The sequence below is a fragment of the Kitasatospora sp. NPDC058046 genome (assembly GCF_042885595.1).
Taxonomy (GTDB): Bacteria; Actinomycetota; Actinomycetes; order Streptomycetales; family Streptomycetaceae; genus Kitasatospora.
Map to the genome: position 1 here is coordinate 15424 of NZ_JBHVRS010000018.1, position 19864 is coordinate 35287.

Consider the following 19864-nt stretch of genomic DNA (forward strand, 5'->3'; position numbering starts at 1 on the left):
AACGGGCCGTGGGGGCCGCTCGTGCTCAGGTGTCGTAGCAGCCGTTCCAGGGGGCGGAGAAGGCCAGGCCGTCCGGGTGGAGCTCCATCCAGACGCCGTCCTCCTCGTCCTCCTCTTCCTCGTCCACCTCCAGGACCAGGCCGAACAGGGCGCCCTCGAAGCGGACGTCGAAGGGCGCGATGGCGATGTCCTGGTAGTGCCGCCCCGGCAGGGCGTCCAGCCACTGCTCCAGCAGCCGCCGGGCCGCGGCGATCGCCTGCTGCTCGCCGTCTGCCGTCGTGCCGGTGAACTCGATGCGCGAGCCCAGGTGGCGGCCGGCCTCGTCGAAGCGGTGGAGGACGGCGTGCCAGCGCTTCTGCGGCTGCCAGTCGTCGCCGCTCCAGCCCTCGCGGTAGGCCGCGACGACGGTCGCGTAGAACTGGCCGCCCTCGCACCGCCCGATGGTGCGGGTGCGGTAGTCGGGCTGGTAGCCGATCGGGATGACCTTGGGAACGTTCACGGGCCGAACCCTAGCTCCCACCTGCGACAACGCGCGCCGACGGGGGCCGGGACGCCGGTGGCCTCGGGGTCAGCCGGTCGGCCGCACCACGGGAGGGAGCGTGATGACCGGGCCGATCGGCCGGCAGCCGTCGTATGTCATCGCCTGAAAGGGCGGGCAGTGGGCGTTCGTCGGCCCCGGCGCGGGTGGCGCGGGCAGCTCCGGCCTCGGCGGGACGGTCCAGTCGGGGGACGGCTTGGCGGCCGGTGCGGCCGGGGCCTTCGACCGGGCGGCCGGTGCGGCGGGCGGGGCCGGCGTGGTGGGCGCGGCCGGGGGCCGGGGGCGGGAGGTGGCCGGCTGGGCGGGCGGCTCCGTCCCGGCGTCCTGCGTCGCGGCGACCGGGACCACCGTCTCGGCGGGGTCGGGGTCGGTGCTCGCCGGGGCCGGAGCCTCCGCCGGAACCGGAGCAGAGCTCTCCGCCGGGGCGCCGGGCGAGGGAGCGGTCGAGGCGCTCGCCGAAGGACTGGCCGAGGCGGCAGGGCTCGCCTGGCCGCCCGGCCCGGCCGAGGCGCCGCCCGGGGACGCGGCCAGCAGTGCCACGCCGATCCCGGCCGCCCCGAGGACGCACACCCCCGCCGCGATGCCCAGTGACCGCCGCCGACGGCGCGTCACCTCGCCGTCCGCTGCCACTGTCGAGCCGTCCCGCATCTGGACCCCTCCCTGTTCTTCCTATGATCATGCCGCCGAACCGCGCGGATGCTAGCAGGCGCCGCGACGCGCAGCCGTAGCCGGGGGCGCGGGAGACCACGAGAGGGAACGACGGTGCACACAACCGACATCAGCGGGCTTCTGGAGCTCATGCCCCCGCCCGAGGGGGCCGGTGAATCCGGTGACTGGGCGGTGGTCGAGTCGGCGTGGGGTCTGCGGTTCCCGCGCGACTACGTCGAGTTCGTCGCGCAGTACGGGGCGGGGGAGATCGACCGGTCCCTCGCGGTGTTCGCCCCCGACGAGCTGATGCCGCCGGACGCCCCGCAGCCGGGCATGCGCGGCATGACGGAGGAGGCGCGCCTGCTCTTCGAGGAGGAGGGCGAGCCCACCGGCGAGGTGCGCTCCGCTGGACAGATCGTCGCCTGGGGAGCGTCCTGCACCGCCGACACGCTGGCCTGGCTGACGGTCGGCGACGACCCCGACGCGTGGCCGGTCCTGGTCCTGGACCGCGACGGGGGCGCGCCCCGGGTCTTCGGCCCGGGCATGGTCGGGTTCCTCCACGGGGTGGTCTCCGGGGCGGTCGGCCCGAGCCCCGTCGGCGCCGTCGTCGCCTGGGGCGAGGAGCCGCCCCGCTTCGTCCACTGGCGGGCGGGGTAGCGGCCGGCCCGGAGCGGAGCCGCGTGCGCCCGCTACCGGGGCGGCAGGCCGAGGGTGGGGAGGTGGTCGGCCATCAGGAGGGCGACGAGTTCGCGGCGGGAGCGGACGCCGGTCTTGTGGAGGATGGCGGTGACGTGCTGCTGGACGGTGGGCACGGTCAGGTGGAGCAGCGCGGCGATGTCCTTCGTGCTGGCGCCGCGCACCGCGTGCAGGGCGACCTGCTGTTCGCGCGGGGACAGGCCGTGGGCGAGGATCGCCAGCGGCAGGCGCTGGACGGGGGAGGCCGGGGAGGCGACGACGGCGACGCCGCCGCGCCGGCCGTCCAGCGGGGAGGCGTGCAGGGACAGCCACTGGCCGTCGGGGGTGCACACCCGCACCTCGGCGGGGCCGCCGCGGCGGGCGGCCTGGCGGGCGACGGTGAGGAAGCCGCTGGGCACGCCGCCGGTGTGGGCGGTGGGTTCGGCCATCCGTCCGATCAGTTCGCGGGCCGCCGCGTCCGCCGAGCGCAGCCGCCCGTACCGGTCCAGGATGGCGACGGCCGGGGCGGGGGCGGGCGGCAGGGGGCGGGCGCCGCGCAGGGCGGCGAGGTGGGTGTCGCGCAGGGCGGCGCCGATCGGGGCGGCGACGCGTTCGGCCAGGCGCAGGTCGGGCAGGTCGTAGCGGCCGCGGGCGCGTTCGCGCATGAACGCCGCGGAGCCCCAGCGGCCGCCGCCCACATCGAAGTTGATCCGCAGCTCGTCGCCGTATCCGCAGGGGTTGAGCAACTCCCGGTAGCGGACGCTGCGTTCGGGGCGGCCGTCGGTGGCCCGGTCGACGGTCTGCGCCCGGTGGCCGGCGGTGCGGATCGCGGTGAAGGTGGTGGAGTCCTCGCCCTGGAGCTCCAGGTGCACGGCCTGCTCGAACTGGGCGGGATCCAGGCCGTCGGCGACGGTGGAGGTGGGGAACCCGGTGACCGGGTCGTTGCCGTGCCAGCAGCCGCCGTCGTAGCCGAGCGGTTCCAGCAGCAGGGTGTGCAGCTCGCGGAACAGCGCGGCCGCGGGTAACCCGGAGGACGCCAACTCGCCTATGGAACCCAGGACTTCCCGCTCAACCTCACGTCGTTTGGCCACGGACGGAATCCTACGGACGCAGGGTCTCCGTGTCCGGTGAACGGACGAGGAAGGACGGGTACGGAGCGATGCGGGGGAGGCGCCCGCCCCCGCCGGTGACCGGCGTTCCCGTCCGTCACCGGCCGTCGCGCTCGCGCCACCAGGCGACCGTGGCCCGCAGCTGCTCCTCCAGCGGCGTGGCGCGCACCGTGAACGCGGCCTCGTACGCGGAGCAGTCCACCGTGAACGGCCGGTCGAACTGGTAGCGCGTCTCCCGCAGTTCGCGCAGCAGCGGGGAGAACAGCCCCGCCACGGCCAGCGCCGCCGCGGGCAGGCGGCGCACCGGGACCGGGCCGCCGCCGGCCTCGGCGGCCAGCCGCTCGACCATCGCGCGCACCGACAGGGGAGGGGCGGTGGGCACGTGCCAGGCCCGGCCCCAGGCCCGCTCCTCGCCCGCGAGTTCGGCCATCGCCCGGGCCACGTCCGGCAGGTAGGTCCAGCTGTGCGGGGCGTCCGGGTCGCCGAGCGTCGCGACCGGGCGGCCCCTGAGCAGGTTGGGCATCACCCGCGCGGCCAGGTGGCCGCCGTCGGTGACGCCGGGGCCGAAGAAGTCCGAGGCCCGTACCTCCACCGCCCGGATCCGCCCGGCCTCGTGCAGCGCCCGCGCCCGCTCCCAGGCCGCCGCCCGCACCCGCCCCTTGGGGCCGGTCGCGGCGAGCGGCAGGTCCTCGGTCAGCGGCCCCGCCACCGGCCCGTAGCCGTACAGGTTGCCGAGCATGACCAGCACCGCGCCGCTCTCCTCGGCCGCCGCGCACAGCGAGGCGCTCAGCGCCGGCCAGAGCCGCGCCCACTGCGGCAGCGGCGGCGCGGCGCAGCCGTGGACGGCGACGGCACCGCGGGCGGCCCGCGCCAGCGCCGCGGGGTCGCTCGCGTCCAGGGCGAGGTGCTCGACGCCGGCGGCGGCCGGCCCGGCGGGGCGTCCGGTACGGGTGGCGACCCGGACCTCGTGGCCCTGTTCGGTCAGCAGGCGGGCGGTGGCGGCCCCGGCGGGCCCGTGTCCGACGACCAGGTGGAAGCTCATCCGCCACACCCTAGTGGTGGCCCCGGACGGGCGGTGCGCGGTGCGATTTGTAGCCGGGTGGGGGGAATGGGAGATTCGGCAAATAATTGGTATGGCAGTCGTAAAAGTAGATCTATGCTGTTGGCGTTTCATGATCCTTCGTACAAAGCAGGTCTTGCTCAAGATGAAGCTGCCCCGGGTGTCCGCCGTCGTCGCGGCCGCCGTTCTGGCCCCCGCCGTCCTCTTCCCCACCACGGCCTCGGCCACCGACACCCCCAAGCCGACCGGCGTCTCCGGCCCCGACACCGGCTCCGACTCCGCCAAGGACACCGAGCCCCAGGCCGACGGCCAGGAGCAGCGCGACCGCGCCGAGGTCAAGCGCATCCTCGCCGACCCGAAGAGCGGCGTCGGCGTGCGCGAGGCGGCCGAGAAGGCCCTCAAGGGCGGCGCCGCCGAGCTGCGCCACTTCCTGACCGTCGAGTTCGACGAGCAGACCAGGATCGACAACCAGGTCCGGGTCTCCCAGATCTACGCCGTCGGTGGCCCGGCCGTGAAGGCTGCCGCCAAGGCCGCCCTCCGCGGCACCGACGAGGACATCACCGCGTTCCTGACCACCGGCCAGTACGCCGCCCGCGCCGAGGACGAGGACCGCGCCAAGGTCGCGGCCATCCTCGCCGACCCGCTCACCGGCCCCAAGGTCCGCGAGGCCGCCGAGAAGGCCCTCAAGGGCGGCGCCGCCGAGCTGCGCCACTTCCTCGAGGTCGAACTCGCCGAGAAGCAGCAGCCCGACAACCTGCTGCGCCTCACCCGGATCGCCGACGGCGCCGAAGGGGCCGGCCCCGCGCTGCGCCTCGCCGCCGCCGTGGCGCTGAACGGCAGCTACCAGGACGTCCTCGACTTCCTGGCGACCGGCCAGTACGCCGCCCGCGCCGAGGACGAGGACCGCGCCAAGGTCGAGGCCCTGGTGGCCGACCCCAAGACCGGACGCGGCGTGCGCGAGGGCGCCGAGCAGGCCCTCAAGGGCGGCGCGGCCGACCTGCGGACCTTCCTGACGACCAAGCTGCCCAGGCTGCGCAGCGACGACAACCGGGTCAAGCTCAGCCAGCTCATGGAGCAGGGCGGCCCGGGCGTGCGCGAGGCGGCCGGCAAGGCGCTGGACGCCGGCACCGACGCGGCCGTCGAGGCCTTCCTCAACGAGGGCTTCGCCAAGGCCCAGTTCGAGGACGACCGGGTCGAGGTGCTGCGCGTCATCGCCGACAAGGAGACCGGCCCGCACACCGCCGCGGCCGCCCAGAAGGCCATGGACGGCAACGCCGAGGACGTGCGGCGCTTCCTGACCGTCGAGCTGCCGAACCTGCGCTTCAGCGACAACCGGCTGAAGGTCTCCCAGATCATCGAGACCGGCGGCCCCGCGGTGAAGAAGGCCGCCATGGCCGCCTACGAGGGCAGCTACGCGGACCTCCTGGCCTTCCTCAAGGACGGCTGGGCCAAGGCCCAGGCCGAGGACCAGGCCGCGGCGGCCAAGCAGGGCAACGGCGCAGGCAGCGGTACGGGGACGGGCGCGGGCACCGGTGGCACCGGGCAGCAGCCGCAGACCGTGCAGCCGGCCGGCCTCACCACCGGCACCACCACCGGGACCGGCACCACCACCGGCACCCGTACGGGCGGCGGCACCACCGGCACCACCGGCACCACCGGTTCCGGCGTGCTCGCCGCCACCGGCACCGACGGGCTCGGCTGGGAGGCCGGCGGCGCCGCCGCGGCCCTCGCCGCGGGCGCGGCGCTGGTCGCGGCCGCCCGCCGCCGCTCCACCGAGAGCTGACACCCGGGAGCAGAACCCGGGGGCTGACACCCCCTCGCGTCCCCGTCCGCCGCCCACCCGGGCGGCGGACGGGGACACGCTCGCGCTCAGGGGCCCGGGCCGTCCGACCGCCCCGCGAAGGCGCGCCGTGTCGCCCTGTCAAACCCGCAGACACCCTGGCACCCCGCCCCCGGCCGGCGTGGCGGCCGGTGCCGCCTCGAAGACGGCCCGGCGCCGGTCCCGCCCGGAGGACGACGGCTCAGCTGCCGTCCCCGCCACCGTCCCCGCCGTTGTCCCCGCCGTTGAAGCCCACCTGGCGGCGCCGGCGGCGCTGTGCGCCGCGCAGCGCCTTCCCGGCGCCGAGGGTGAGGGCGGCGGCCGCCCGGGTCCAGCGCGGCCCGCCGCGGTCGGCCCACACCACGCAGCCGCACCCCGCGACCACCAGGACCAGAATCCCCACCAGAACCGCACCGACCATCACGGCCACCCGCCTTTCCCTCGACGCCCTACTGCCTGGTAGGACGTGCGGACCGTCCCACCCGGTTCGGCCACGAGGCCGGACGCTGTGCCAGGATGCGGGTGCCGAACGGCCCAGGTCACCGTACCGGTCGTACGGGAACCGTACCGACCAGCACCACCCGCCACCCACCCGCCAGCCGTACCCCGAGGAGTCACCGTGGCCACTGCCCGGTTCGCCACCCTGCACACCACGGCGGGCCCGATCCGCCTGGAGCTGTTCCCGTTCCACGCGCCGAAGACGGTCCGCAACTTCGCCGAACTCGCCGAGGGCACCCGGGAGTACGCCGACCCGCGCACCGGCGAGCCGGGCCAGGGCCCGTACTACGACGGCACGCTGTTCCACCGGGTGATCAAGGGCTTCATGATCCAGGGCGGCGACCCGACCGGCACCGGCACCGGCGGCCCGGGCTACGCCTTCGCGGACGAGTTCCACCCGGAGCTGTTCTTCACCAAGCCGTACCTGCTCGCGATGGCCAACGCCGGCCCGGGCACCAACGGCTCGCAGTTCTTCATCACGGTGGGCACCCCCGCCCACCTCAACCGCAAGCACACCATCTTCGGCCAGGTCGCCGACGCCGCCTCCAAGGCCGTGGTCGACGCGATCGCCGCCGCCCCGACCGAGGACGAGCGCCCGGTCGAGGACGTGGTGATCACCTCCGTGGAGATCGAGCAGTCCTGACCCGCCGCCCACCCGGCCCTCCCGTCCGGCCGGCGGAAACGCGAAGCCGCCGCCCGGCGCGGTGCGCGGGCGGCGGCCGTGGAGCGGGCGCGGTGTCAGGAGCAGCTGTTGAACGTCGCGCTGGTGTTGGCGATGTAGAGGGTGGCGCCGCCGTTGGGGTCGGAGGTGACCGGGATGGTGATGGTGTCGTCGGCGGTCCACGGGAAGCCCTGGGCGTCGAAGGTCCAGGTGCCGGTGACCTTGCGGGCGAGCTCGGCGAGCGTCACCCAGCCGTACTGCTGCTGCGGGACGGTGACGGTGACGGAGTTGTTGACGCTGCGCGAGCCGCTCCAGACGTTCTGGAAGCTGATGCCGGTCTTGACCGAGGCCTTGAACACTCCTTCGGCGCCGCCGCCGATGTCGCTGCCCAGCTCGGTGCCGATGGTGTTGGACCAGCCGCTGGTGTCGGTGACCGCGAAGGACTGCTGGACGGTGCTGCTGGTGTTGTTGAACCAGATCGCGGAGGCGCACACCCGCGGCAGCGGTGCGGCGGGGGCCTCGCTCTTCGTGGCCCAGGAGCAGGCGGAGATGTTCTTCTGGCACTGCTTGGCGGCGTGGTCGACGGCCAGGTTGCGGGCGGCCTGCGCGAAGCCGGTGGCCCACTGCTGGTTGGCGGTGCCGTTGCAGGCGTACTGGTCGGTCCAGGCGTCGTCGTAGTTGCCGCCGAGCAGCAGGTCCAGGCAGGTGTTGTCGCCGGCGTGGCGGATCATGAACGCGTCGCCGCCGCCGGGCGCGGGCTGGAGGAACCAGCGCTGGCTGGCCTGTCCGGCGCAGGTCTGCTGGCGCAGGGCCGGGGTGAGGAAGGCCAGGTCGATGCACTTGCCGGTGTCGTTGTTGACGATGGTGAAGGTGTAGTCCGAGGGGTCGACGTTCAGCCGCCAGGACTGGTGGTAGCCGGGGGCGGAGTTGGTGACGATGTAGGCGCCGTCGCCCATGTTGCCGTTCTGGACGTCGAGTTGGCGCCCGTTGCTGAGCGACTTGATGGTCAGGCACTGCTGCGGCGAGGCGCAGGCGGCGAGCGCGGCGGACGGCGCGGGCGCGGCGGCGCGGGCGGGGGCGGCGGCCAGGCCCAGGGCGGCGCAACAGGTCACCAGGAGGGCCGCGAGCAGGCGCAGCCAGGGCGCGGTGCGTCCGAGGGGCAGGGTGGGCAAGGGGTGTCCTTTCGTCGGGGGAGAGGGTGGGGAGAGGAGGCCAGAGGTCAGGAGGCGGCGGCGAAGGCCGCCTCCAGGCGCGGGACGTAGTCCACGAGGTCCTGCGCCCAGCAGCCCGCGGTGTGGCCGCCGTGGCAGTCGGCGCCCCAGCCGGTGCCGTCGCCGTAGTCGGTGAAGCGGTACGGCAGGCCGAGCGCGTCCAGGCGCTGCTTGAGGCGCTTGGCGGTGCCCTCGGCCCAGAACTCCATGTCGCCGGGGCTGTTGTTGCCGTTGCCGGTGTAGATGGCGATGCCGGTGTGGTCGAGCACGGCGGCGCGTGCGACGGGGTCGGCGGCGTTCCAGCGCCAGTCGGCGTTGAACACCGGGTACGGGCTGCCGAAGATCGCGTCGCTGGAGACGGTGGGGCCGAAGTCCAGGCCGCAGGGGTGGCCGTCGCTGGGGCCGCAGAGCACGGTGCCGGCGTTGACCAGGGTGGCGACCACGGCACCGCGGATGATCATCTCGTCGGTGGACAGGTCGTTGGCGCCGGACATGGTGAGGACCTGGCCGAACAGGTCGGGGCGGTCCTGGGCGTAGTGCAGGGCGCCGAAGCCGCCCATGGACAGCCCGCCGACGGCCCGGTGGGCGCGGTCGGTGCGGGTGCGCAGGTTGGCGTCGACGAACGGGAGGACCTGGGTGAGGTGGAAGGTCTCCCAGTTCTGCGCGCCGGCGGCGGTGCCCTGGTCGAGCCAGTCGGCGTACCAGCCGCGCAGGCCGCCGTCCGGGATGACGGTGATCATCGACTGGGCGGCGGTCAGCGCGGGGTAGGCCAGCGCCGGGTCGCTCGGGTTGTCCGAGGCGCCGTGCAGGAAGTACAGCACCGGGTAGCGCTTGTCCGGCCGGGACGCGTAGTCGGCGGGCAGCAGGATGCGGATGGTGTGCGGCCCGGCGACCTGCGGGGTGGTGACGGTGATGACGAAGTTGGTGGCGCTGCCGGTGGGGGTGCCGACCTGGGTGAGGCCGAAGCCGTCGGTCAGCGGTGGCGGCGCGTCGGCCCCTGCCCCGGCCCGTACGGAGGCGGTTGCCGAGGCGGACGCGGGTGCGGCGGGTGCGGCGAGCGGGAGCAGGCAGGCGGCCAGGGCGGCGAGAGCCGCGCGGGCGCGCCGGAGCCGGGCAGGGGGCATGGGCGTCCTCGGCCTTCCGTCGTGTCTTCCGTCGTATGACTGATCGCCGTCAACTCTTGCCAGGGGCCCCGCCCGGACGCCAGAGCCCCCGGTGGCGCACCTGGGCCACCGGCGCATGTGCGCCGCCGCTGCGGGTAGGCTCCCCCGGCTCCGCCCGGGGCGGGTACGGGGGGCGGAGCGCACCGTGACATTGGGGGGTGTCGTGCACGACGTACTGGAACCGGACTCCGAACGCGGCCGCGTCTACCACTGCCTGGTCGGCCGGCCGCGCGCCCGCGTACCCGAACTGGCACGGGAGGCGGGCCTGGACGAGGAGGCCGTCCTCGCCGTGCTCCGCGACCTCGCCGACGAGGGCGTCGCGGTGGCCTTCGACACCACCGACAGCGCCGACGACCGCGACCACGCCTGGGAGGCCCTGCCGCCCGCCCGGGTGGTCGAGGCCGTGCTGCAGCACGACGCGCTGCGCCAGGCCGCCGCCCGCCGGGCCGGCGCCGAACTGGAACGGCTCTACCGCTTCGCCCGCCGCGACACCGGCAGCTACGGCGCGCTGGAGGTCGTCGACGACCCGGCCGAGGTGCTGGCCGCCAGCCACCGCCTCCAACTCGCCGCCCGTCACCAGGTGCGGGTCATCGACGTGCCCCCGTACTCCGGCAGCCGCGCCCACTACCTCGACCAGGAGGTGCTGCAACGCCGCCGGATGGCCGCGGGCGTCGTCTACCGGGCCATCTACCAGGGGTGCGCGTTCCAGGACCCGGTGGCCGGGCCCAACATGGCCCGGATGATCGAGGCGGGCGAGCAGGCGCGGACACTGGACGAGCCGCCGCTCAAACTCGCCATCGGGGACGACGACCTGGCCATCGTCACGCTGCGCGCCGACGACGGGCCGGGCGTCGTCTCGCTGCTGATCCGGCCGTCCGGGCTGCTGAACGCGCTGAGCGCGGTCTTCGAGACGCTGTGGCGCCTGGCCGTGCCCGCCTCCATGGCCGGCGTCGACCCGCGCATCGACGAACGCGACCGGCGGATCCTGACGTTGATGGCCGGCGGCGCGACGGACGACGCGATCGCCCGCCGGCTGGGGCTGGGGCGGCGCACGGTGGTGCGGCGGGTCTCCACCCTGCTGGCGCACCTCGGGGCCACCACCCGTTTTCAGGCGGGGGTGCAGGCCGCGCGGAGGGGGTGGCTGTAGGCGGGGCGCCGGCCTGACGTCTGACGCGGTGCGTCGGCGCGGAGGGGCGCGAGAAGTCGGATCGGCCGACTTCTCGCGGCGGGCGGCGACGCGGCCGTCGTCGAAGTGGAGCGGGGAGTGGACGGGCCGGTGCTGAGGCGGCGGTCCGGGCTGGGGGCCGGCCGGGTCTCAGCGACGGATGTGGTCGATCACGTGGGCTGCTGGGCGGGGTTGGCCCAGCTGATGCGGATCTCGCGGTCGCCGGCGGGGATGACGAGGACGGGTTCGTCGGCGAGGTCGCGGATGAGGTCGCGCCGGGCGCAGGGGCCGGTGAGGCGGCGCTCCAGGGCGTAGTGCTGGAAGCGGGACATCGGGCGGTAGCGGACCGAGTCCCAGAGCTGGCGGAGGAGGTCGTCGCTGAGGGTGTGGACGGCGGGCGGCTGGTGGTCCGGGATCTCCACGAGGACGTCGTGATCGGCCCTCACGCGGCCACCTCCGACCAGACGATCTTGCCGGTGTGCTCGCGCGGGGAGCAACCCGTGCGGGTGGAGAGGGACTTGACGAGGTGAAGGCCGCGTCCGGCCTCGCCGTCGAGGGTGAGGGCGCGCAGGACCGGTTCGCGGTTCCGCCGGGCGTCGTGCACCTCGATGCGGAGGCGGGCGGGGTCGAGGTCGAGGGAGAGGTAGATGCGGTGGCCGGGCGGCGTGCCGTGGACGAGGGCGTTGGTGACGAGCTCCGAGACGATCAGGAGCCCGGAGTCGCGGAACGGCTCACCGGCGGGGGTGGAGGCGAGGAGCGAGGCGAGGAGGGAGCGCCCCTCGCTGGGGGAGCGGCGGCTGCGCGGCAGCCAGGTGGTGGAGGAGTGGCAGGACATGGCGAATCCACCTTCCAGGTGCGGAGTTTGAAGCCATGTGGAGGCATAGGGATGCCCGGCAGCAGGTCAGGATCAGTCACTCAAGAGACCCGAAGGACTACTCCCTGTAGCATGCTCTGCAATGGCTTCACTGTGCAAGCGCGCCATCACGCAATTGCGCGGAGTCGCAAGATTCTTGTGACCGCCAAGGGAGGTGGCAGACTGTGACCCGACGTCAACCAAGAGGGAGCGACGAGCGTGGACAGTCCAACCGTGCTGCGCCGTAGGCTCGGCTCTGAGCTGCGACGATTGCGCGAACGGACCGGGCGTCAGGCCAAGTCCGTTGCGGACGAACTCGGCTTCAGTGCAACCAAGGTGTCGCGGATCGAGTCGGGTCAGACGACCCTGAAGGAATCAGACATTCGCGCGATGCTCGAACTGTACGGCGTCAGCGACGAGGCCGAGTTGCGGCAGTTCATCTTGCTGACCCGCCGCAGCACGCAGCGCGGCTGGTGGCACGACTACGCGGACAGCCTGCCGGACTGGTTCCAGACCTACGTGGGCCTTGAGGCCGACGCCGCGCGGATTCGCTCCTATGAGTCCGAGTTGATTCCTGGGCTGTTTCAGACCGCCGACTACGCACGCGAGGTATTTCGGGCCTTCCGGTCGGAGCGGAACGGTGACCAAGCCATCGAACGGCGGGTGAAGCTCAGGCTGCAACGCCAAGAGCTCGTCCGGAGTCCAGAACCACTAGCCGTTCACGCTGTGCTCTCCGAGGCCGTCCTTCGACGCGTGGTCGGGGGCGCTCACGTCATGACGGAGCAGGTCGGCCACCTGGTTACGACTTCGCAATTGCCCAACATCACCATCCAGGTGCTTCCGTTCAGCGTGGGTGCTCACGCGGCGATGGGGACGAATTTCCGCATACTTTCCTTCTCGGACGTGCCGGGCGAGGTCGTCTACTGCGAGTCGGTCAGCAGCAGCCTCTACATCGAGAAGGAGGCCGACATCCTTCGGCATGAGACTGTCTTCAACCAGCTAACGTCGTTGGCGATGACTCCGGAGGACTCCGTCTCCTGGATGCAGAAGCTGATGACAGAAGGGTACAGAGTATGAACTGGCACAAGAGCAGCTACAGCAATCCCTCTGGCGGCGACTGCGTCGAGGTGGCCGATGGCGTCACCGGCGTGGTTCCGGTGCGGGACAGCAAGGATCCTCACGGGCCGGCTCTCGCTTTCACTGCTGAGGCGTGGCAGTCCTTCGTTGCGGGCGTTCAGGCGGGCGACTTTCCGGCCGGTTCCTGATGCGTTTCTTGCCGGGCGGCCCTGCGGAGCACGCAGGGCCGCCCGGTCTGCTTGATGCGCTGGGCCAGCGTGAGGGCCCTCGGAGCGCCTCGACCTCGCAGCGGGGGGCGGGCGGAAAACCTGAAGCCTCCACGCCTCCTCGTGACTATTGTGCTGCCGGGTAGGCCGCCCCGACCGCTGGAGGCTGATTCGTGCTGACCAATTCGCACCCGCCGTAGGTACCTCTGGAGAGCCCGGAGGGCCCTACGGAGGCCCCTGATGTCCCGAACCGTCCGCACGACTCCCCGACAACTCCGCGTCCAAGAAGGCGCATCGCACTCCATGTCCTTGTACGACCTGCGCTACACCCGCGCCGAACTGGCCCGGGCCGCCCGCGAAGGCCGCCGCCCCGCCCCCAAGAAGACGCGCCGCCGGATCACCTCCTGGCAGTGGCAGGTGCTCGACTGCAGGACGGGGTACTTCTCCACCGAGATCGCCACGGCCGAAGGCCGGGCCCGCCTCCGGGGTCGGCTCGACGCCCAGCGGATCCGTGGACTGCACCGCGCCGGCCACGACCTCGCCGGCGCGGACATCCCCCCGGTCCACCACCGCCACGACGCACTCTGGCACGCCTGGTAGACGCGCGAAGTCCCCCTGCCTCCTTGCAGGGTGGCCCTGCGGAGCGCGCAGGGCCACCCGACCGGCCTGATGTGCTGGGCTCCGTCCAGCTCGTTCAAGCTCCTTCTGGCCGGGGACGTACGGCACATGAGAGATCGAGTCCAGCGGGCCGTCTGGCGCAAGAGCACCCACAGCAACGGGCAAGGGAATTGCATAGAGGTGGCCGATGGCATCGTGGGCGTTGTTCCGGTCCGGGACAGCAAGGACCCCCACGGCCCGGCTCTCGTCTTCGCTCCCGAGGCGTGGCGGTCCTTCGTCGCCGGTGTCCGGGCGGGTGACTTCCCGACCAGCTCCTGAAGCGTTCTTTCCGGGCGGCCCTGCGGAGTGCGCAGGGCCGCCCGGTGTGCTGGGGTGTGCAGTCGTGGGCCGGCCGTCGCTCCCGTCACCGGGCGGTGTGCGGGGAGCGAGGTGTCATCGGTATCTCGGTTGGGGGTCAACTCGTCCGGGTTGACGCTGACTTGACGTTGCCGCGCCTACCATCGAGCCGTGCTGAAGCGATGGGGGAGCCAGGTGCGCCGGCGTCCGGTGCTGGGGGCGGTCGGGGTTGCGGTCGTCTGGCAGGCGGTGATCGTGGTGGTGGCGAAGGTGCTGCCGCCGTTGGAGCCTGGGTGGTTCCCGCAGTTGGGGCCGACCGTGGTCAATCTGGCGGGCGCGGCGGTGGTGCTGGTGCTGCTCCGGGCCTGGGGGCTGCTGGCGATCGGCGGGGTGACGGGCCTCGGGGTGATGGCGCGCTGGCCGGTGCTGCTGCCACTGGTGGTGGTGGCGGGGCTGGCGGCGCTGCCCGGGATCGAGGGCGGCACGGCGACCCTGGTGGGCGGGGTGGTGCTGATGCTCGCCATCGGGGTCAGCGAGGAACTGAGCAGCCGGGCACTGGTGTTGGAGGTCGCGCGGCCGCTCGGCCCGGTGCGCGCGGTGGTGCTGACGGCGGTGCTGTTCGGGGTCGGGCACCTCGGCAACTGGCTGTTCTTCGGCGCGCCCCTGGGCAACACGCTGTGGCAGGTCCTGGAGGCCGGCGCGTTCGGCTTCTGCCTGTGCGGGGCGCGCCTGTACATCGGGAGCGTCTGGCCGCTGGTGCTGGTGCACGCGCTGTCCGACTACCTGGAGATCTACTCGCCGGGGAAGACGGCCGACTGGCTGCAGGCACTGGGCCTGGCCGTCGACCTGGGGCTCGGGATCGGGCTGCTCCTGCTGCTCCGGGCCCGTACGGCTCCCGCTCCGGCCGCTTCCTGAAGCGCTCATCCGCCCCCGGGGACGCGAGCGATTCGTTCAAGACGCGGCCCCAACCGCCCGACCACACTGGCCGGATGACACCGACCGACGCCTTCACCCCCGCCGCCGGGCGCCTCGCCCTCGGGCTCTACGACCCGATCGTCTCGCTCACCCGCGAACGCCTGTGGCGCAGCCTGCTCGCCATGCACGCCGCCCCGCGCCCCGGTGACGTCATCGTCGACGTCGGCTGCGGCACCGGGTCCTTCGCCGTCCTGCTGGGCCGCGCCGAACCGCAGGCCACCGTCGTCGGCGTCGACCCCGACCCCGCCGTGCTGCGCCTGGCCCGCCGCAAGGCCGCCGCGGCCGGGATCGAACCCGACTTCCGCACCGGCATGGGCGACACGGTGGACGAGGTCGTCGGCGCCGGGACCGCCGACACCGTCGTCTCCAGCCTCGTCCTGCACCAGTGCCCCGTCCCGATGAAGCAGGCCGTCCTCGCCGCCATGCACCGCACGCTGCGCCCCGGCGGGAAGCTGGTGATCGCCGACTACGGGCGGCAGCGCACGGCGGCCATGCGGCTGGCCTTCCGGATCGTCCAGTTCGCCGACGGCAAGGAGGACACCCAGCCGAACGCCGACGGCATCCTGCCCCGGCTGATCGCGGAGGCCGGCTTCGAGGGGGTGCGCGAGGTGGACACCGTCGCGACGGTGACCGGCTCGATGTCCTTCTACACCGCGCGCCGTCCGGCCTGAACCGCCGTTCCGCGCAGGGCGGGCAGCACCTGCGAGGGTGTCAGACCCGTCAACTCCCGCATCCACCGGGTGAGATGGGCCTGGTCGGCGAACCCGCCCGCGAGCGCCGCCTGTGCCAGCGAGCACCCATCGCCGAGGGCCAGTGCCGCACGGGACAGCCGCTGCCAGCTGCGCCAGCGCGCCAGCGGCACCCCCAACTGCCGTCGGGCCAGGGCCCGCAGGCGCTGCGGGGACAGTCCGACGCGCGCGGCCAGGCCCTCCAGCGGCTCCCGGCCGTCGGCGGCCAGTGCCGCCATCGCCGCGCGCAGCCGAGGGTCCAGCCCGGTGGCGGGCAGCCCGCCACCGGGCCGGACGTCCCGCTCGGTCAGGCCCCGCCACTGCGGGGCGACGGCGACCCCCGGTGCGCAGCCCGCGCGCAGCCGGTCGGCGAAGGCGCAGTGCGGGTCGACGTAGAAGGTCAGCACCTCCCGGGTCGGGGCCATCCGGTGGCGCACCATCGGTGCCACCACGAGCGCGGGCCCGCGGTGGCGCCGCCCGGTGTCGTCGTCGATGGCCACCGTGCGGGCGGCGGCCGCGACGGCGACCTGGAAGGTGGCGTGCCGGTGGAAGGCGCTGTCCGCCAACGGCCCCTGGTAGAGGGCGTATCCGGGGCCGACGGCGAATCGCGGGGCCCCGGCCCCGGCGGCCCCGGCCGCCGGCCCGCCTCCCGCGCCGGGCCGGGCCGGGTCGGCGCGGGCCGGGTCAGGCTGATCGGACGGCGCCCCGCGGCCGTCCGGGTCCGATCCGTCGACCGGGTACTCCTCGCCGCACACCTGTCCGTCCACGGTCCAACGGTAGGCGCAGCCGTCCGCCCTCGGGCCCGGACCGCCGCCCGGTCCGGTCCGTGCGGCCACGGGGACGTCAGGAAGCGAGGTGCTCCAGGGTGAACACGGCCACCCGGTCGGAGTACTGGGCGATGGCCGAGCCGGCGCTGCCGGACGGGTCGCCGAGGGCCGCGTAGAAGCCGCTGTGCCCGAGTTTGAGGATCACCTTGCTGGTGTTGCCGGGGTCGGGGTACAGGAAGTGGAAGATCTGGTTGCCGTAGATCCAGCCCTGGCAGTCGAAGAGGTTGAGATTGGCGCCCTCGCCGCCGGTGGCGCCGTCGTTCGGGTTCTGCTTCCACACGCCGAGGCAGTCGCCCTCGTTCTGCCGGCTGCGGAAGATGAACGACTGGTTGTCGGAGTTGTAGTGGCAGAGCTTCCACTGCTGGTTGTAGGCGCCGGTGTCGGGGTTCTGGATGGCCTGTCCCCAGGCGCTGTACTGGTTGCGCTCGACGAGTTGGTTGAAGGGCGTCCTGATCCGGTAGTAGCCGTCGTCGCAGACGTAGCCGTGCCACTCGCTGGAGGCCAGGCCCTGGGTGGCGGCCGAGGCGGGGGCGGCGAGCAGGGTCAGGCCGGACAGCGAGGCGAGGGCGGTGGCGCCGAGGGCGCGCAGCGCGGCGCCCCGGCGGGTGGTGGTGCGGTGCGGGTTTGTCACGGGATCTCCAAGGGCTGTCGGGTCGGCGGGGCGGTCAGCAGCTGCTGATGAGGAGTTGGGCGGCGCGGCGTACGGTGCCGGCGGCCTCGGCGGGCGCGCAGCGGACCGAGCCGATCTCCGGGGACTCGTAGGTGGTGAAGGTCCCGGGGGACGGCGAGGTGGTGACCCAGATGCCGGTGTTGGGGCCGCCGGTCTGGGCGCAGATGCGGTTGACGTACTGGCCGGTGACGACCCGGGTGCCGCGGTAGAGGCCGTAGCGGCCGGGATCGACGAGGTCCCAGGTGTCGCTGACGGTGGTGCTGGTGGTGCTGGAGGTGGTCTTCTGTACCGAGAAGCCGACCTTCACCTCGACCTTGAGGAACAGCGCGCTCGCGGTGGCGGTGATCTCGGTCTTGTTGTCGACGGTGGTGGTCGCCGAGTTGACCCGGGTCAGGATGTCGCTGTGGTGCCCGGTGCTCCCCGGGGCGACGTTGTAGATCAGGAAGTCGGTGACGAGCGGGGTGACCTGTACGTTGACGGGCTCGGCCGTGGTGCGGTCCACGGCCGGGTTGCAGAGGGTCGGGAGGGTGTCGGCGTGGGCGGCCGGCGCCGCGCCGAGGCTCAGCAGCCCGACGGCGAGGGCGGTGGTGGCGGAGGCGGCGAGGGTGCGGCGCCGGCGGGTCCTGCGGGCGATGGTCATCCGTGCTCCTGGAGCGGTCGTGGAAGGTGAGGGGGGAGGGTGTGCACGCGGCGAAGCCCGGGCGCGCACCCCGTGGAGAGACGGTGGAGAGTCTCGCGGGCGCGCGCCGGTCGCCAGTAGTGGCTGATGCCATGAACCGGCCGGGCGGTGTCACGGTCGGTTTATGACAACTGTCATGATCTATTGGCTGGTTCGGCTACAGACAGGGCCCGGCGACGGCCTCTACGCTGGCCGGACATGAGCACCTCATTCGCGGTGGCCGGTGTGGTCGATCCGGGTCGGCTGGGCCTCCTCACCCGCCGGACGTTGCTCGCCCTGGGGCCCCTGTGGCTGCTGCTGGCCGCGAACGACGTCGTCTTCAACCTGGACCCGGTGCGTACGGCGCTGACGGCCCCGGTGATCGTCGCCGTCCTGGTCCAGCACACCCGGCTCGTCCGCCGGGCGGTGCCGCCTCGCGCCATGGGTCGGGAGCCCGGTGCCGGCCCGTCGGAGGGACAGGGGTACGGCCCCCGCCGCCCCTCCGCGGCCGAGTGGCGGTGGAGCCTCGCGCTGCTGGCCGTGGCGGTCGCCACCTGGGGCGAGATGGCGGACCGTCCGTACACCGCGCTCGACTGGGCGATGGTGCCAGGGGCCATGACGGCGGCCCTGGCCCTGTCCCTGTCGGCCCGGGCGCGGCGACGGCTGCTGACGGCGGTCGCGCTGGTCTGCGCGGTGCTGGGCGAGGCGGTGGCGCAGTGGCGCCACGAGACCCCCGGCCTCCTGCCCGGGGTGCCGGCGGCGACCGGCGCCGGGATGCTGCTGTTCGTCGCCGCGGTGGAGCTGGTCCTGCTCCGGCTGTGGCGGGCGGTGCTGGAGGCCGAGCAGGTCCGCGAAGCCACGGCCGGCCTGGCCGTGGCGGAGGAGCGGATGCGCTTCGCCGCGGACCTGCACGACCTCCAGGGCCACCGGCTCCAGGCCATCACGCTCAAGGGGGAGTTGGCCGAGCGGCTGGTCGGCCGCAGCGACCACGAGGCGCGCGCCCAGCTCCGGGAGATCACCGAACTGGCGCGCGCCGCCCTGGAGGAGTCCCGGGCCGTGGTCCACGGCTACCGGAGCGCCAGCCTGGGCACCGAACTGGCCAACGCCGTGGGGCTCCTGGAGGCCGCCGGGATCCGCACCGCCGTCGACGGCGACGCCGAACGCGTCCCGCACCAGCTCCAGCCGGCCTTCGCCGCCCTGGTCCGCGAGGGCGTCACCAACATCCTGCGCCACAGCCGCGCCCGGCACTGCCGGATCACCGTCACCGCGGACGCGGGCCGGGTCCGCGTCCTGCTGTGCAACGACGGCGCCCCGGCGCACCCCGCCACCGACCGCGGCGGCAGCGGCAGTGGTAACGGCAGCGGCCTGGCCGGGCTGCGGGAACGCTTCCACGCCATCGGCGGGCACGTCGGCACCACCACCCACCCCGACGGCCGCTTCGAACTGGCCGGCCACACCGACCGGAAGGCCCCCGCGTGATCCGCATCCTGCTCGCCGAGGACGAGGACCTCACCCGCGGCGCCCTCGCGGCGCTCCTCGACCTCGAACCCGACCTGACCGTCACCGCCCAGGCCTGCGACGGCCCCGCGGCCGTCCGGGCCGCCGCCGACCACCCGGTCGACATCGCCCTGCTGGACCTGGAGATGCCCCACCTGGACGGCGTCGGCGCCGCCCAGGCCATCCGCCGCCGCCACCCCGTCCCCGTCGTCCTCGTCACCCGCCACGCCCGGCCCGGCGTACTGCGCCGGGCACTGGCGGCGGGCATCCAGGGCTTCGTGCCCAAGACCACCCCCGCCACCCGGCTGGCCGACATCCTGCGCGACGTCCACGGCGGCGGCCGCTACATCGACCACCGGCTCGCCACCCACGCCCTCACCGAGACGCCCTGCCCGCTGACCCCGCGCGAACTGGACGTGCTGCGCGCCGTCCACCGGGGCCAGCCGATCAGCGCGCTGGCCGAGCAGCACCACCTCGCACCCGGCACCGTCCGCAACTACCTCTCGGGGGCCATCACCAAGCTCGCCGTGCGCACCCGCCACGAGGCGGCGCGGCGGGCCTGGGAGGAAGGGTGGATCTGACGGCACCGGTCCGGCCCCCTGAACCGGCGGGGCGGAAGTAGGCCGTGTTCGAATCGATGTGTCGACACAGCGTCATCACCGCAGGACAGCGCCCATTGCGGTTCGATCACGGTGTGTCCGATTCGTCGAACATTGGGGGAAAGTGTGGCGGTTGATTGTTTTGGCAGTGGTGTCGGCGGCCTTTCATAATTCCTGCCGACACGCGTGACGGAATGCCCGGAGAACCCGCTGGGGGAGTGGTTCCCGTGAGGAGCCCGCGCGTGGGATTCCGCATTCTTCACTGGGGGGATT

Annotated in this window: 24 protein-coding genes; 12 read left to right on the forward strand and 12 right to left on the reverse strand. The window is 73.7% G+C overall.

Going from position 1 to position 19864, the window contains the following annotated elements; all coding sequences use genetic code 11:
* Positions 1-25: 25 nt before the first annotated feature.
* Both ACFVU7_RS30220 and ACFVU7_RS30225 read right to left on the reverse strand, forming a co-directional pair.
* Entirely contained in the window at positions 26-499 is a 474-nt protein-coding gene (locus ACFVU7_RS30220) for a hypothetical protein (protein WP_375874355.1), read from the reverse strand.
* Between the two features lie 69 nt (positions 500-568).
* On the reverse strand, positions 569-1186 hold the full coding sequence (locus tag ACFVU7_RS30225) for a hypothetical protein (protein ID WP_074001050.1): 618 nt from the start codon (positions 1184-1186) through the stop codon (positions 569-571).
* Positions 1187-1300: 114 nt separating this feature from the next.
* Between ACFVU7_RS30225 and ACFVU7_RS30230 the strand changes: the two genes are divergently transcribed.
* A complete protein-coding gene (locus tag ACFVU7_RS30230; protein WP_388048218.1) occupies positions 1301-1843 on the forward strand; it encodes a hypothetical protein in 543 nt (180 codons plus the stop codon).
* 32 nt (positions 1844-1875) lie between these two features.
* Here ACFVU7_RS30230 and ACFVU7_RS30235 read toward each other — a convergent pair whose 3' ends face one another.
* Together ACFVU7_RS30235 and ACFVU7_RS30240 are read right to left on the reverse strand one after the other, a co-directional pair.
* Positions 1876-2952 (reverse strand): LuxR C-terminal-related transcriptional regulator, encoded by a 1077-nt coding sequence (locus tag ACFVU7_RS30235; RefSeq protein ID WP_380779566.1) that lies wholly within the window; start codon positions 2950-2952, stop codon positions 1876-1878.
* 115 nt (positions 2953-3067) lie between these two features.
* Positions 3068-4012 carry an NAD-dependent epimerase/dehydratase family protein gene (locus ACFVU7_RS30240; protein ID WP_388048219.1) on the reverse strand — a complete coding sequence of 315 codons (945 nt, stop codon included), beginning with the start codon at positions 4010-4012 and terminating at the stop codon, positions 3068-3070.
* A gap of 163 nt (positions 4013-4175) precedes the next feature.
* Here ACFVU7_RS30240 and ACFVU7_RS30245 point away from each other — a divergent pair, with 163 nt between their 5' ends.
* Positions 4176-5813: an ALF repeat-containing protein gene (locus ACFVU7_RS30245; protein WP_388048423.1), complete on the forward strand. Its 1638-nt coding sequence runs from the start codon at positions 4176-4178 to the stop codon at positions 5811-5813.
* A 238-nt stretch (positions 5814-6051) separates the two neighbouring features.
* Here ACFVU7_RS30245 and ACFVU7_RS30250 read toward each other — a convergent pair whose 3' ends face one another.
* Positions 6052-6270: a hypothetical protein gene (locus ACFVU7_RS30250; RefSeq protein WP_388048424.1), complete on the reverse strand. Its 219-nt coding sequence runs from the start codon at positions 6268-6270 to the stop codon at positions 6052-6054.
* A gap of 198 nt (positions 6271-6468) precedes the next feature.
* Here ACFVU7_RS30250 and ACFVU7_RS30255 point away from each other — a divergent pair, with 198 nt between their 5' ends.
* Complete coding sequence (locus ACFVU7_RS30255; RefSeq protein ID WP_388048221.1) at positions 6469-6990, forward strand: peptidylprolyl isomerase; 522 nt, start codon at positions 6469-6471, stop codon at positions 6988-6990.
* Positions 6991-7085: 95 nt separating this feature from the next.
* Here the strand turns inward: ACFVU7_RS30255 and ACFVU7_RS30260 are convergent, their stop codons facing one another.
* Entirely contained in the window at positions 7086-8180 is a 1095-nt protein-coding gene (locus ACFVU7_RS30260) for an RICIN domain-containing protein (RefSeq protein WP_380781289.1), read from the reverse strand.
* Between the two features lie 47 nt (positions 8181-8227).
* Positions 8228-9343 carry an alpha/beta hydrolase gene (locus ACFVU7_RS30265; protein WP_388048223.1) on the reverse strand — a complete coding sequence of 372 codons (1116 nt, stop codon included), beginning with the start codon at positions 9341-9343 and terminating at the stop codon, positions 8228-8230.
* 202 nt (positions 9344-9545) lie between these two features.
* On the opposite strand from ACFVU7_RS30265, the gene ACFVU7_RS30270 reads away from it, so the two are divergent.
* Positions 9546-10529 (forward strand): helix-turn-helix transcriptional regulator, encoded by a 984-nt coding sequence (locus ACFVU7_RS30270; RefSeq protein WP_049655487.1) that lies wholly within the window; start codon positions 9546-9548, stop codon positions 10527-10529.
* 188 nt (positions 10530-10717) lie between these two features.
* Here the strand turns inward: ACFVU7_RS30270 and ACFVU7_RS30275 are convergent, their stop codons facing one another.
* Together ACFVU7_RS30275 and ACFVU7_RS30280 are read right to left on the reverse strand one after the other, a co-directional pair.
* Entirely contained in the window at positions 10718-10993 is a 276-nt protein-coding gene (locus ACFVU7_RS30275) for a hypothetical protein (RefSeq protein ID WP_388048225.1), read from the reverse strand.
* A complete protein-coding gene (locus ACFVU7_RS30280; protein ID WP_388048227.1) occupies positions 10990-11382 on the reverse strand; it encodes an ATP-binding protein in 393 nt (130 codons plus the stop codon). Before ACFVU7_RS30280 ends, ACFVU7_RS30275 begins: the two co-directional genes overlap by 4 nt.
* A gap of 237 nt (positions 11383-11619) precedes the next feature.
* Here ACFVU7_RS30280 and ACFVU7_RS30285 point away from each other — a divergent pair, with 237 nt between their 5' ends.
* The 6 genes from ACFVU7_RS30285 (at position 11620) to ACFVU7_RS30310 (ending at position 15283) form a co-directional block, all read left to right on the forward strand.
* Entirely contained in the window at positions 11620-12477 is an 858-nt protein-coding gene (locus tag ACFVU7_RS30285) for a helix-turn-helix domain-containing protein (RefSeq protein WP_388048229.1), read from the forward strand.
* On the forward strand, positions 12474-12665 hold the full coding sequence (locus ACFVU7_RS30290) for a DUF397 domain-containing protein (RefSeq protein ID WP_074001038.1): 192 nt from the start codon (positions 12474-12476) through the stop codon (positions 12663-12665). Before ACFVU7_RS30285 ends, ACFVU7_RS30290 begins: the two co-directional genes overlap by 4 nt.
* Positions 12666-12986: 321 nt before the next feature.
* Positions 12987-13283 carry a hypothetical protein gene (locus ACFVU7_RS30295; protein WP_388048231.1) on the forward strand — a complete coding sequence of 99 codons (297 nt, stop codon included), beginning with the start codon at positions 12987-12989 and terminating at the stop codon, positions 13281-13283.
* A gap of 126 nt (positions 13284-13409) precedes the next feature.
* Positions 13410-13619 carry a DUF397 domain-containing protein gene (locus ACFVU7_RS30300; RefSeq protein ID WP_388048232.1) on the forward strand — a complete coding sequence of 70 codons (210 nt, stop codon included), beginning with the start codon at positions 13410-13412 and terminating at the stop codon, positions 13617-13619.
* A 189-nt stretch (positions 13620-13808) separates the two neighbouring features.
* Entirely contained in the window at positions 13809-14552 is a 744-nt protein-coding gene (locus ACFVU7_RS30305) for a CPBP family intramembrane glutamic endopeptidase (RefSeq protein ID WP_380740514.1), read from the forward strand.
* 74 nt (positions 14553-14626) lie between these two features.
* Complete coding sequence (locus ACFVU7_RS30310) at positions 14627-15283, forward strand: class I SAM-dependent methyltransferase (protein WP_380740512.1); 657 nt, start codon at positions 14627-14629, stop codon at positions 15281-15283.
* Here the strand turns inward: ACFVU7_RS30310 and ACFVU7_RS30315 are convergent.
* The 3 genes from ACFVU7_RS30315 to ACFVU7_RS30325 all read right to left on the reverse strand — a co-directional run bounded on the left by ACFVU7_RS30315 (position 15259) and on the right by ACFVU7_RS30325 (position 17477).
* Entirely contained in the window at positions 15259-16107 is an 849-nt protein-coding gene (locus ACFVU7_RS30315) for a helix-turn-helix domain-containing protein (RefSeq protein WP_388048233.1), read from the reverse strand. The genes ACFVU7_RS30310 and ACFVU7_RS30315 overlap by 25 nt on opposite strands.
* A 76-nt stretch (positions 16108-16183) precedes the next feature.
* Positions 16184-16798, reverse strand: a complete 615-nt coding sequence (locus ACFVU7_RS30320; protein WP_074005294.1) for an RICIN domain-containing protein — start codon at positions 16796-16798, stop codon at positions 16184-16186.
* 34 nt (positions 16799-16832) lie between these two features.
* Positions 16833-17477 carry a hypothetical protein gene (locus tag ACFVU7_RS30325; protein ID WP_074005295.1) on the reverse strand — a complete coding sequence of 215 codons (645 nt, stop codon included), beginning with the start codon at positions 17475-17477 and terminating at the stop codon, positions 16833-16835.
* A 237-nt stretch (positions 17478-17714) separates the two neighbouring features.
* Here ACFVU7_RS30325 and ACFVU7_RS30330 point away from each other — a divergent pair, with 237 nt between their 5' ends.
* Together ACFVU7_RS30330 and ACFVU7_RS30335 are read left to right on the forward strand one after the other, a co-directional pair.
* Entirely contained in the window at positions 17715-18974 is a 1260-nt protein-coding gene (locus tag ACFVU7_RS30330) for a sensor histidine kinase (RefSeq protein ID WP_388048235.1), read from the forward strand.
* Positions 18971-19573, forward strand: coding sequence for a DNA-binding response regulator (locus tag ACFVU7_RS30335; RefSeq protein ID WP_074005297.1), 603 nt, complete (start codon positions 18971-18973; stop codon positions 19571-19573). Before ACFVU7_RS30330 ends, ACFVU7_RS30335 begins: the two co-directional genes overlap by 4 nt.
* Positions 19574-19864: the final 291 nt, after the last annotated feature.